The 12,690-nt window shown below is 45.5% G+C and carries 15 protein-coding genes; 9 read left to right on the forward strand and 6 right to left on the reverse strand.

Annotated features, from left to right (window positions below; genetic code table 11):
- The first annotated feature begins 2 nt into the window (after window positions 1-2).
- From BW947_RS04615 to BW947_RS04645, 7 genes are all read left to right on the forward strand, one after another.
- Window positions 3-776, forward strand: a complete 774-nt coding sequence (locus BW947_RS04615) for a DUF3261 domain-containing protein (RefSeq protein ID WP_076497155.1) — start codon at window positions 3-5, stop codon at window positions 774-776.
- Window positions 777-825: 49 nt separating this feature from the next.
- Window positions 826-2,025: a beta-ketoacyl-[acyl-carrier-protein] synthase family protein gene (locus tag BW947_RS04620; protein ID WP_076497156.1), complete on the forward strand. Its 1,200-nt coding sequence runs from the start codon at window positions 826-828 to the stop codon at window positions 2,023-2,025.
- Between the two features lies 1 nt (window position 2,026).
- Window positions 2,027-2,560 (forward strand): hotdog family protein, encoded by a 534-nt coding sequence (locus BW947_RS04625; RefSeq protein WP_076497157.1) that lies wholly within the window; start codon window positions 2,027-2,029, stop codon window positions 2,558-2,560.
- A 152-nt stretch (window positions 2,561-2,712) separates the two neighbouring features.
- Window positions 2,713-3,438 (forward strand): 3-ketoacyl-ACP reductase FabG2, encoded by a 726-nt coding sequence (locus BW947_RS04630; RefSeq protein ID WP_076497158.1) that lies wholly within the window; start codon window positions 2,713-2,715, stop codon window positions 3,436-3,438.
- Complete coding sequence (locus BW947_RS04635; RefSeq protein ID WP_076497159.1) at window positions 3,439-4,698, forward strand: beta-ketoacyl-ACP synthase; 1,260 nt, start codon at window positions 3,439-3,441, stop codon at window positions 4,696-4,698.
- 240 nt (window positions 4,699-4,938) lie between these two features.
- On the forward strand, window positions 4,939-5,535 hold the full coding sequence (locus BW947_RS04640) for an SCO family protein (RefSeq protein WP_076497160.1): 597 nt from the start codon (window positions 4,939-4,941) through the stop codon (window positions 5,533-5,535).
- Between the two features lie 10 nt (window positions 5,536-5,545).
- The gene (locus BW947_RS04645) at window positions 5,546-7,048 is read left to right on the forward strand and encodes a methyl-accepting chemotaxis protein (protein ID WP_244153227.1); all 1,503 of its coding nucleotides are present in this window, start codon (window positions 5,546-5,548) and stop codon (window positions 7,046-7,048) included.
- 182 nt (window positions 7,049-7,230) lie between these two features.
- On the opposite strand, the gene azoR is transcribed toward BW947_RS04645, so the two are convergent.
- The 6 genes from azoR to BW947_RS04675 all read right to left on the reverse strand — a co-directional run bounded on the left by azoR (window position 7,231) and on the right by BW947_RS04675 (window position 11,584).
- Window positions 7,231-7,827: an FMN-dependent NADH-azoreductase gene (gene azoR, locus BW947_RS04650; RefSeq protein ID WP_076497161.1), complete on the reverse strand. Its 597-nt coding sequence runs from the start codon at window positions 7,825-7,827 to the stop codon at window positions 7,231-7,233.
- 134 nt (window positions 7,828-7,961) lie between these two features.
- Window positions 7,962-8,459: a thioesterase domain-containing protein gene (locus BW947_RS04655; protein ID WP_076497162.1), complete on the reverse strand. Its 498-nt coding sequence runs from the start codon at window positions 8,457-8,459 to the stop codon at window positions 7,962-7,964.
- Window positions 8,460-8,539: 80 nt separating this feature from the next.
- Window positions 8,540-8,977, reverse strand: coding sequence for a D-aminoacyl-tRNA deacylase (gene dtd / locus BW947_RS04660; RefSeq protein ID WP_076497163.1), 438 nt, complete (start codon window positions 8,975-8,977; stop codon window positions 8,540-8,542).
- 29 nt (window positions 8,978-9,006) lie between these two features.
- Window positions 9,007-9,612, reverse strand: a complete 606-nt coding sequence (locus BW947_RS04665) for a hypothetical protein (RefSeq protein WP_076497164.1) — start codon at window positions 9,610-9,612, stop codon at window positions 9,007-9,009.
- Window positions 9,609-10,574, reverse strand: a complete 966-nt coding sequence (locus BW947_RS04670; protein ID WP_208606964.1) for an alpha/beta fold hydrolase — start codon at window positions 10,572-10,574, stop codon at window positions 9,609-9,611. Before BW947_RS04670 ends, BW947_RS04665 begins: the two co-directional genes overlap by 4 nt.
- A 23-nt stretch (window positions 10,575-10,597) precedes the next feature.
- Window positions 10,598-11,584 (reverse strand): virulence factor BrkB family protein, encoded by a 987-nt coding sequence (locus BW947_RS04675; protein WP_076497165.1) that lies wholly within the window; start codon window positions 11,582-11,584, stop codon window positions 10,598-10,600.
- An 81-nt stretch (window positions 11,585-11,665) separates the two neighbouring features.
- Between BW947_RS04675 and BW947_RS04680 the strand changes: the two genes are divergently transcribed.
- Window positions 11,666-11,887 carry a hypothetical protein gene (locus tag BW947_RS04680; protein WP_076497166.1) on the forward strand — a complete coding sequence of 74 codons (222 nt, stop codon included), beginning with the start codon at window positions 11,666-11,668 and terminating at the stop codon, window positions 11,885-11,887.
- 29 nt (window positions 11,888-11,916) lie between these two features.
- On the forward strand, window positions 11,917-12,570 hold the full coding sequence (locus BW947_RS04685; RefSeq protein WP_076497167.1) for a DUF2959 domain-containing protein: 654 nt from the start codon (window positions 11,917-11,919) through the stop codon (window positions 12,568-12,570).
- The last annotated feature ends 120 nt before the right edge of the window (window positions 12,571-12,690 follow it).

Raw genomic sequence — 12,690 nt, forward strand, 5'->3', positions numbered from 1 at the left:
CCATGCGACTGAACCTTAATGTTCAAAGAGTATCGCTGTATATCCTATTGCTAACCAGCATTGGGCTTATGGGCTGTACTCAACTTTTACAGCGACAGACCTGCGTCGCTCTTACTGAAAATGTGCATTACTGTTTAGCCCCGCTGCCCAATGAGCTTAGCCATACAAGGGATAAACCCTTGGCTAAACCATTAAGTAACATCACAACAAATACCGTCATCGCGAACCAACCATCGTATAGCCAAGCTGCCGCACTTTTACCCCAATCCTTCAGTCAAAAAGTCAATATTAAAGTGGCTGATAAGTCCCACGAGTTGCTGACTCAGGTAGAATTAGAGGGCGAGCGCATGACCCTCGTGGGCTTAGCGCCACTTGGACAGGCTTTGTTTACCTTAGTTTATGATGGCAATACACTCAGCAGTGAGCAAAACGTACTGCTGGGTGATAGTTTTAAAGCCGAGTATTTAATGGCGATGATGCAACTTATTTATTGGCCTGAGCAGAGCGTTCGTGCCCATTTGGAAGGTGGCCATTTAATGGCTGGCCTTTGCGATGCGATCGGCGATACGGTCGGTGATACGCTTGTCGATACCCAAGTGAATACCAATCTCTGTCGCCAGATCTATAGCCAAGATGGCTTGAACAGTAAAAGTGCCCTGCAAACCAATGTGGTGCAAATCCGTTATCAACAACAGGTCGGTGATACGCTATGGCAAGCCCGCATCCATTTAACGATGCCACTGGCTAAGTTTGCGTTAGACATCGAACCTATTTAACCTTTTAACACCCGCACTTGACTGTGCCATAGCAGAAAAACGATACGCAATGATGAACAGAGTCGCCATTACACAGATTGGATTGTGTACCCCGCTAGGGCAAGATCCACAGCAGGTTTTAGATCGCTTAGTCGCAGGCGATACTAGCGCCATGCAGATCAGTGATGCACTGCTATTTGGACAACCAACACTGGTCGCACCCGTGGCTGTCGAGCTACCTGCTGTTCCACACCAATTTGCCCAATTTGATTGTCGTAATAATCAATTACTGCTTTGCGCCGCGTTGCAAATTGCCGCCACCGTTGAGCAGGCAAAACAAGATTTTGGCACTACTCGCATCGGTGTGGTCTTAGGCACAAGCACCTCAGGGATCTCCAAAGGTGAAGCCGCCCTTGCGTATCGCAATCAACACGGCCACTTTCCATCTGACTATCACTATTTTCAACAAGAGCTCGGTAGCACCAGCGATTTTTTACGCCAATACTTTCAGCTCGATGGCCCTTGCTACACAATTTCAACCGCCTGCTCTTCCAGCGCAAAAGTCTTTGCCAGCGCTAAACGCTTGCTCAGTGCTAATCTCTGCGACATGGTGATTGTCGGCGGTATCGACAGCCTATGCCAACTGACCGTTAATGGCTTTAATGCTTTAGAATCAGTATCGAAAGGTCACTGCAATCCTTTTAGTATCAATCGTGATGGTATCAATATCGGTGAAGGCGCAGCGTTATTTACCCTAACATTGGGTGAATCTGATGTCATGCTGGCAGGGATTGGCGAGTCGAGTGATGCGTACCATATTTCAGCGCCGCACCCCGAAGGCACTGGCGCAATCGCGGCCATGCAAGCAGCCTTACAGGATGCGAATATTACCGCGCAAGAAATTAGCTACATTAACTTACACGGCACGGCGACCCCTAAAAATGATGCGATGGAAAGCCGCGCTATTGTTGAAATATTTGGCACCAGCACCCCGCCTTGTAGTTCAACTAAACCTTTGGTCGGACATACCTTGGGCGCTGCCGGTGCGATTGAAGCGGCCTTCTGCTATTTATTGCTTTCTGCCCATAATCACCGCCAAGCGATGCCGCCCCATTGCTGGGATGGGCAAGCTGATCCGCAAAATCCACCGATTTCCTTGGTCGAACGCCATCAAGTCGCCGCCAAAGGCACACTTAATTATGTGATGAGTAATTCTTTTGCCTTTGGCGGCAGCAATGCCAGCCTAATTTTTTGCCGTAAGGAAGTCTAAAATGGTGTCATTTCTTAACATCAATTTACCCTTCGCCGAGCAAAAAGTGACTGACTTCATCCCACATCGAGCGCCTATGGTATTGATTGATAAAATCATCAGCTATCAGCATGAGGCCTTAGTTACTGAAGTCACTATCACGCCGCAAAGTCCTTATTTTGATGCTAATCACCACGCGGTACCCAACTATGTGGGTATCGAATATATGGCACAAAGTATTGCCGCACTGGCCGGAGTAGAGGCCAAGTTACGTAATGATAAAATCCGCGTGGGTTTTCTTTTGGGCTCGCGCAAATTAGCGCTACACGCCAAGCGATATGAACTCGGGCGCACCTATCGCACCCACGTAAAGCGCCTCTATCAAGAGGATTCGGGATTAGCGGTATTCGATTGTCAGATTTATCTGTTACCCGAAGCCGGAAGCGAACAAAATAAAACCTTAGTGGCCACAGCGAATGTGAATGTGTTTCAACCCCAAGATACGCAAGCGTACCTTGAAGGAACTCAAGATGTTGGCAACAACAGTCTTGGGTAGCGATACTCAGCAGATAACGACAAAAGCGAATCCGCCGAAAGATAAAAGTTTTTGCATAAAGCGCATTTAAATACAGATTTTTTAGCCCAACATATTTCCATTAATGAAACCTCATGCCAACTCATACAGATAAAATGAGGTAGAGAAAACAGATGAATAACAGAGTATTAGTCACAGGTTCAAGCCGCGGCATAGGTAAAGCCATTGCCCTAAAACTTGCCGCAGCAGGCTTTGATATCGCCCTGCATTACCACAGCAACCAAACGGCTGCCGATGCAACTGCCGTTGAAGTTCGCGCGCTTGGGGTGAATGTGAACCTGCTCAAATTTGATGTTGCCGAACGCGCAACCGCCAAAACCGCCATCGAAGCCGATATTGAGGCCAATGGTGCCTATTACGGCGTGATCCTTAATGCAGGCATCAATCGCGATACCGCCTTTCCCGCCATGACAGAAAACGAGTGGGACAGCGTGATCCACACAAACTTAGATGGCTTTTATAATGTGATCCATCCCTGCGTAATGCCAATGGTACAAGGCCGAAAAGGCGGGCGTATTATTACCTTAGCCTCAGTTTCTGGGATCGCGGGTAATCGGGGGCAAGTGAATTACAGTGCCTCAAAGGCAGGGATTATCGGTGCAACTAAGGCACTGTCATTAGAACTGGCAAAACGCAAAATCACCGTAAACTGTATCGCCCCCGGTTTGATAGAAACCGACATGGTGGCCGATATCCCTAAAGACATGGTTGAGCAATTAGTGCCGATGCGCCGCATGGGTAAACCCAATGAAATCGCTGCGTTAGCCGCATTTTTAATGTCGGACGATGCCGCCTATATCACTCGCCAAGTCATATCGGTTAATGGAGGCATGATCTAAATGAGCGAGGCGACAAATCAAACCCGTTTTGGGCGGCGAGTGGTTATCACGGGCATTGGCGGCATTTCTGCCCTAGGCCATGATTGGCCGACCATTGCAGCGAGCCTTAAGGCGCAAAAAAACTGCGTCGCCACTATGAGTGACTGGGATAGATTCGACGGTCTCAACACTCGCTTAGCTGCGCCAATTACTGACTTTGAATTACCCAACCATTATTCGCGCAAGAAAATTCGCTCTATGGGCAGGGTTGCAATCATGGCAACCCGCGCCAGTGAGCTGGCATTAATCGATGCAGGATTGCTGGATGATCCTATCGTGTCATCGGGTGAAATGGGTATTGCCTATGGTTCATCAACTGGCAGTACCGATCCTATCAGTGCCTTTGGCGATATGCTAAAAACTGGTGATATGTCAGGTATTTCTGCCACCAGCTATATTCGCATGATGGCACATACCACTGCGGTAAACGTGGGGGTTTTTTTCGGTTTAAAAGGCCGAATTCACACCACCAGCAGCGCGTGTACCTCGGGCAGTCAAGGCATAGGTTATGCCTATGAGGCCATTAAGTTTGGTCAGCAAACTTTAATGTTGGCCGGCGGCGGCGAAGAACTCTGCCCCACCGAAGCCGTCGTGTTCGATACCCTGTTTGCCACCAGCACTCAAAACTCGACGCCCGAATTTACACCGCGCCCCTTTGATGTCGCGCGTGATGGCCTAGTCATTGGCGAAGGCGCTTGTACACTGGTGCTCGAAGAACTCGAACACGCCAAGGCCCGTGGTGCAAAAATTTACGCCGAACTAGTGGGTTTTGGCACCAATTCCGACGGTCAACACGTCACCCAGCCCAATGCACAAACGATGGAAATTGCCATTAGATTAGCACTCAAAGATGCACAAATTGAGCCCAGAGCCATAGGCTATGTTAACGCCCACGGCACGGCAACCGAGCGTGGTGACATTGCTGAAAGTCATGCAACCCATGCCGTATTTGGCGCTGATGTACCGATATCATCCCTTAAAAGCTACACAGGCCACACCTTAGGTGCATGTGGCGCACTAGAAGCTTGGGTGAGTATCGAAATGATGAATGCGGGCTGGTTTGCACCAACACTCAACCTTGAGAGTATCGACCCACAATGTGCCGATTTGGACTATATCCGCCACGAACCTCGCCTCATTGATACTGATTATGTCATGAGCAATAACTTCGCCTTTGGCGGCATTAATACTTCGCTGATTTTTAAACGCTGGAAAAACTAAAAACGATATTTGATGATATTCAATACCTGAAGGCGGCTCATAACAAACAACCGAGTCAGCCGCCTGAAAGCTCCGTTAACACTGTCTCCATCCGCGTTAAGTGATCCAGTTCAAAACTTCAAACGTATCTTTACTTTGTAAGCAAAGCACTACTGGTTAATTAAATATAATTAATATCTAATGCAATGGAATTGCTCGTCGACACAATTATTCAATTTCAGAGTATTAAATAAAACGTATATGAAAAAACCTAGCGTATTCGTTAGCACTACACTCATCGTAATCTTAGTTTTACTACTCCTTCCGGCGGTGACTTACCTCAATCAAATCATCTCTGGCAGTTACGGTATCCAAACTCACCAAAATACTGCAATTGATTTTACTTGGCAGGATGTTAATGGCACACAGCACCAATTTAGCGATTGGAAAAAAGGGCCTAGTTATCTGTTTCTTGGCTTTTTAAGTTGCTCACAGATTTGTCCTATTCGGACCCATCAGGTGAAGCTGCTAATGGAACAACTGACCGAAACAGAAAAGCAAAATATTCAATTTTTGTTTGTCACTATCGACCCACAAAATGACACACAAGAGATTAGACAACAGATGATAGATAGCCAGTCGGCACAGTTTTTTAGTGCTGAATTAACGCCAGAACAACTAGAAAAACTGCAATGGAAACTGGCAGAGAAATCGACAGCAAGCAGTGATATCAATCTACATACTGGCAATCTTTATTTAATTTCCCCTACGGGACAGCTAAAACAAACCTATACTCAACAGCAGCTTATTACCGAAAAGTTGCTCATCGATCTCAATACTATGATGTCTTCAAATTAGGCAAACGAACATGAATCAGATACCCGACACACCAACAACGGCTAAAAACGATCAAACCCTATATCGCATACTCCTCGCGCAGGCCCCCATACTGTTTGTGAGTGGTTTTTTTGGCGCTCAGATGATGAGTTTTGCCATTCTGGCTGCCATCGCTGTTTTGCTTATCACTCAAATTAGTTACAGCCTACTCAAAAATACGCCAATGTTTGCCATTGTGGCAGCAGTGATCATGATGACAGTGTCAGCCCTACTCATTCAGACCCAAATGGGTATGCTTGAAATGCACTTCCATATCTTCGCTACGATGGCCGTATTTTTGATTTATCAACGCTGGGAACCGATCGTTGCCGCACTACTCACTGTGGCTGTACACCATGTGTTATTTACCTACATCCAAATGCAAAGTATTGAAATAAATCACGTCGCTATTATGCTTTTTGCGGGTCAGTGTTCTTGGGATATTACCTTTGTACATGCTCTGTTTGCTATTGCTGAAGCCGGTATTCTAATCCTACTTGCCTCGATGATGCGCGTAGAATCCTCTGCGAATCAGCGTATTGCTGATGCAATTCAGAAAATTTCAGAGTTTAAAGATATTTCTATCCGATTAGTACCCGCAAAAACGCAAGCTGAAATAGCCTTTAATACTATGCTCGAAGAGCTGACGCAGGTGTTCTCTGATTATCGTGATATTGCCGTCGATATGGCAAAAACTACTACTAACTTAAAGCAGCTTAGTGATGAAACCCAACATGCCGTACACACCCAAAACCAGCAGGCGCAACAGATTGCCGATACAGCACAAAATGTGATCCAGCAGATAAGCCAAGCCGCAGTTGATAGTAACGACTCAGCACAAAGCGCACGCCAAGCGGCTAACTCGAGCGATGAAGATAGAAAAAGTGCGCTTAACATTATGGCCGATATGAAAAAGCTAGAGAAAAATACCACAGAGGTGACTGAGTTTTTAACAGAGTTAACCACTGATGTCAGTGCGATTACTAAATTATTAGAGGCTATCCGCAGCATATCTGAACAAACCAACCTACTCGCACTAAATGCCGCTATTGAAGCCGCTAGAGCGGGAGAAAGCGGCCGTGGTTTTGCTGTAGTCGCTGATGAAGTGAGAGCCTTAGCGCAACGCACTGGCCGCTCAACTGATGATATTGCCACAGTGTTAGCTCACCTTAATACCAGCATGATTAAAACGGTTGAATCAATGGATTTAAGTAAGCAAAGCACCATTGAAAACTTAAAGCACACCAGTGAAATTGCGAGTGGTCTTGCACAAAGATCGGAACAAATCACCCATGTTGCAGTGTCGAGTGAGAGCGTAGCCCACACCACTCAATCCCAAAGTAAAGTGTTAGTGCATATAGGGGAGGACATTATTGATAATGCTGCAGCAATTAACCAATTAGCCGCTAAAGTGCAAGAGCTATCCCAAGGGACGCTCACACTGAGCCAAATCGCCACGGCTTACCAAACTAAAGCGGCGGCCTACAAAATCTAATATTCAGCACATAGCCCCAAAATGCCAGCCTGTCATTTGACATATTGGGTTTTAATGTCTGATGGATGACTGTTCACTCAAAGATTGAGTTTACAGCATGCTAAGAAGCCCTAAAATCAACATAAAAAAATGCCAGCCTATTTAAGGCTGGCATTTTTTATTCTGCTAAATCGGCTACACCATTAAGCTTGCAGCAAATCGATGCTGTGCTTGGCTTCGCTCATGCCTTTGTCGTGTACTTCTGGGCCCATGTTTAGTGCTTCTGCATAAACCACTTCAACATTAGTGATACCAATAAAGGCTAAAACCGTTTTCAGGTAAGGCACCACATGGTCAGTAGGACCATCTTTGTGAGCGCCGCCACGAGTAGTCACTAACACAGCGCGTTTGCCTTCTACCAATCCTTTTGGACCCGTTTCAGTGTATGTGAAAGTCACACCAGCACGGGCAATAAAATCAATCCAGTTTTTAAGCTGAGTCGGAATCGTAAAGTTATACATTGGCGCTGCGATAACGATAGTGTCGTTCGCTTGTAATTCAGCAACTAAGGCATCTGATACTGCGAGCATTTCTTGCTGACGATCTGATAGTTCTGCACCACCACGTAAACCAGAAGCAATTTCACCGTCTACCATAGGCAGTACGTCTTTGCCGCCTAAATCACGTACAGTGATAACCGCGCCTTGGCTTTCCCAGTGGCTAGCTAAGTGGTCAATTAACACGGCAGATTGAGAATAACCGCCAAGAATGCTTGATTTTAAAATTAAGACTTTAGACATAATCTGCTCCGAAAATAGGTAAATGACTCAGAGCCAGATGGAATATCTCAACTCTATAACGCTAGTGTATTCGCCCATAAAAAAGAAATAAAGTGGATAAAATTTGAGATTCACTTCGATTTTTTAGAAAGGTATTAAATTACTTTTATAGTGCTTACAGCTAAGGCTACTTTAGGCGCACTCACATACAAGCCCTCAAAAACCGCACACAAACCATTACCGCAATATAACAGCACTTCGAGCTTTAGCTTAATTCTGCGCCCCCTTTCTAATGGACACAGATCTACTTCTGGCCACTGCACTTTGGCTACAGGGTTACACGTCACTGGAGCAAGATAGCGAATATGGGCATCCGCGAGCACAATATCGCCCGTAACGCCGGCTAGTCGCTGGTTTAGCCATACGGCGCCCCAACCGGTTAAGGTCATCAAAGTATAAATACTGCCGGCAAACATAGTTTGGTGCAGATTAATATTGGGCTCAATTGGCGCAGTAGCTTGAAACTCACCCTCACAATAACTGAGCGGAGTTATCTGCATAAAGGCGCTCGCGGGAATGGTGCTATGCCATGTTTGACCTAATTGATTAAGTAGTTGCGTGATTGTGTGAGTAAGCAATTTATCTCGTTCCATTAGTTTGCTACCGCCTTTGAGCACTGCAATATTGAAGAGGTTCGATAGTTAACTACCAATATAAAACCCTGTACTAAAGGCTACACCTGCAGATTAAACGTCACTGGACCATCATTGACTAATGACACTTGCATATCGGCACCAAATTGCCCAGTTTGTGTATTGACGCCCTTAGCACGGCAAAAGGCTACAAACTCTTCATACAAGACTAATGCTTGTTCGGGCGTACCTGCACCCGAAAAACTCGGCCTCAGACCACGGTCAGTATCGGCGGCTAAAGTAAATTGCGATACCACCAGCAAGGAGCCAGCAACTTGTTCTAAGTTAAGATTCATCTTGCCATTGTCATCGGAAAAAACACGGTAACTCATTACCTTAGTGGCAAGCTTCTCCATTTTCTCTCGAGTATCTTCCCGCTCAACACCTAAGAGAACCAACAATCCTTTGTCGATTGCACCTATGGTTTGACGATCGACAACTACGCTGGCACCACTTACTCTTTGAATTAAGGCAATCACAACTTTTCCTTTTCGTGTTTAGATCTAAATTAAGGCTTAACGGGAACCATTTGCGGTATCAGTGGAATAGGACGAATAAGTTGATCGACACCCTCAGGTAATGACTGTGCAACTTGGGCCAATCCGTTATTAGTCCACAACATAAAGCGGCGTAACTCTTCTATTTCAACTCGTTCGGCAAAGGTCACAACACCTTGTACTTGAATCACAGCACCTTGATCTAATAAGACAAACTTCGCAAAGTTTAACTTTTGGTTTAAGGTGCCAATCATCGCCAGTAATTCTGGGCTGGCTTGCAATTGTGGATGTACGGCATAAAAACGATTCATTAAGATGCGGTCAATGCCCATTGAATTAATACTCGGTTCAAGCAAAAACTGATTATTGCCAAACTGTACTGCCACTTTCGTTGGCGCAACTAAGGTGGCCAGATAATTTGCATTAAGCAGGGCTTGATACAGATGCGTTGCTGCGGCTTCATTAGTCATGCCACCTAGTTCGACCACTTTAGGCGCTATAGGCGCACTCACGACCTCCTGAGCGGATGACTGACTAATAGAAACAGGTTGAGATGGCGCCGTAGTTGCACAGGCAGTTAACCCGAATAAACCCGCACTGATGAGTAATATTTTCATGCTATTTCCCTTTGATGTATCCACATCCACATGGCGTGAATCTGTGCTGTAACCGCCAAAAATAAACTATCACTATTGAGCATATGTGCGCCATCGTTAACAGTAATAAGCGTTATAGCATGCTCTTGTTCAGCCAAAAAATGCTGTAAGAGCGCCGCTGGGCAAATTGCATCCTGCATGCCTTGCAATAACACACTACGCGCCGTTACCCTTGGCATCACGCGCTGTAATACACTCATAGCATTGAAGTAATTATGCCTAGCAAAGTGCAGTTCAATATCGGCTAATGCCAATACGGCTTCGGGTAACAGCCTTGGTAATACTAATCTAGCGCCAGCAAGCTTTAATTCCCACTGGATCCAGCGTCGAGCATAATAATGTCGCGGCACCGTATCTACCGATGACAATCCCTGCTGATAATCCTCCAGCAGTTCAGCCAAGGATGTAATCGTCGATGGATTGCCACTAAAAAGACCATAAGCCGCAGGTTGTAATTTAGCCGCACCGTCATAACCATAAAGCCAATCGATGCCCGCTTTAGAGGGAATAAATAATGCCCACAATACTTGCGCTATCACCCGTTCAGGAAATAATCCGCTGTAAATTAAGCCTAATGTTGCACCAAAAGAGCCACCGACTAGGCACCAGCGTTCAATACCTAAACTCAAACGAATAGCTTCAATATCGCAGATCAAACCATTTAAATGGTTATGAGTTAAATCGCCTAAAGGTAAAGACCGCCCTGCACCGCGCTGATCTAACAGTAAAATCCAATATTGCTCAGCATTAAATAAGGCTAACTCACTAATATCACAACCCGCTCCCGGCCCACCGTGTAAATACAATAAGGGGATCCCCTGCGGATTACCGTATTGCGCCAGATGTAATTGCTGGCCATTACCAACACTAATCCAATCTCGGCGGATAAAAGGCGGGCAGGATTGAAGCACTGATTCCATCATCTAATATTATCGCCACACTCTCATTATTTAGCCGCGTCATTTTGATCTGACTGCACAACTGCGTTTATGGCCGTCATCTCTGCTGGGGTTAATATTGCCGACGGCTCAACTGAGCCTGAATTAGCTAACGGCTGGCCATCAAGATCGGTTTCATCATCAAAGCTCGATTCATAATCTAAATACTCTGGCATCGTAGCGGTGATTTCAGCGCCAAGTAACACTATCATCCACGATAAATACACCCAGACGAAGATAATGGGGATCACCGCCAAAGCGCCATAAATAGCCTCATAACTCGGAAATTGGGTCACATACAAGGCAAAGGCTTTTTTACCCAGCTCGAACAACAGTGCGGCGACAATCGCGCCTAATAACGCGTGTAAAAACTTCACCTTTTTATTGGGCACCACTATGTACAATAGTAAAAATGCTGCCACCGAAAATAACATAGGTAAGTGTTCAATAAACAACGGCATAACGCCCGACAACTGACCATTAAACACCTTCAACGACACCACATAAGAAGTGGCAACTAAACTGGCACCTACGAGTACAGGGCCGAGGGTAAGCACCATCCAATACATAGAAAAAGCCACTACGATAGAGCGCTTTTCTTTAGTACGCCAAATATTATTGAGTGCTTTATCAATGGCAGAAATCAGCATAATAGCGACCACAACTAACGCGGCGATCCCAACGGCGGTGCCTTTAGAGGCATTTCCCACAAATTCATTAATATACGTTTGTACAGTATCGCCAGCCGCGGGTAAAAAGTTCTGATAAACAAAACCTTCAATCTGCCCTCGAATGCCCTTAAATACCGGAAAAGCTGACAGCATCGACATAGTCACCGCCACCAGAGGCACCAGCGACAACAGAGTGACATAGGCTAAATGCCCCGCACGGATATTGATTTGGTCTTCCACCAGACGCTGTCTTAAATGCAGCAGAAAGTGCCAGATCCCGAGGAATAGGACGCGAATTTGAGCCAGTTCTATCTTTTTAGTCACGGGTTTCTCTTGCTTCTGTGGGTATAGACTCGTTATCTTCGTACAATAAACACTTAATTTACAAGTCTAAGGAGTGAATTGATGTCTCAACAAGGATCTGCAGGTAACGTTATTTCGGCAATTGCGAGCATATTTTTCCCTGGGTTAGGCCAACTGCTGCAAGGTAGAATTCTGGCTGCGCTGCTGTTTTTTGTTATCACGGTTGTCGGCTATGCCCTCTGGTGGTTGATTGTACCTGCTGTTATCGGGGCTATTTTTCATTTGTGGAGCATTATTGATGCTGCACGATTTCAGGCCGATTAAGGCGATGTTACTCAGCAATGGAACCCAAAATGAAAAAACTGCTCATATCAAGCCTAATTGCCGCTAGCCTCTTGCTCAGTGGCTGCCAAAGTGCCTACTACGGCGCGATGGAAAAAGTCGGTTACCATAAACGCGATATTATGGTCGACAGAGTTAAAGCAGCCAAAGAGTCCCAAGAGGAAGCCCAAGAAGAATTTAGTGATGCCCTCAAAGAGATGCAAGCCTTACTCAATCACGATGGTGGCAATCTAGAGAAAGCCTATAACAAGGCTAAAGATGAGTATGAGTCAGCCCAAAGTGCCGCCGATAACGTCAGTAATCGTATCAATAAAGTCGAAGGCGTAGCCGATGCCTTATTTGAAGAATGGCAAACTGAAATTAGCGAAATCAGTAAAGCTAATTTACGCCGAGACAGCGAAACCAAACTGAAAGAAACCCGTCGTTCTTATCAACAATTGATTAAAACGATGCGCCGTGCTGAATCAAAAATGCCACCAATACTCACAGCCTTGAAAGATAACATGCTGTACCTCAAGCATAACTTGAACGCCCAAGCGATTGGCGCAATTAAAGGTGAATTTGCCAGCCTACAAACCGACATTTCAGTGCTAATTAAAGAAATGAACACATCGATTGATGAATCCAATAAATTTATCGAGTCTCTTGAAAAATCAAAGAGTTGATAAAAACGCCCAACTCATGTCGGCCCTAACCATACTGATTGTTAGGGCTTTATTCACCTATAATATTTATCTTCCCTGCAATCTAAATTTCTTTTGTGCAAGCCCAGAATCCTTAGCTTT

It is taken from the genome of Shewanella morhuae (assembly GCF_900156405.1).
In the GTDB taxonomy this organism is placed as follows: Bacteria; Pseudomonadota; Gammaproteobacteria; order Enterobacterales; family Shewanellaceae; genus Shewanella; species Shewanella morhuae.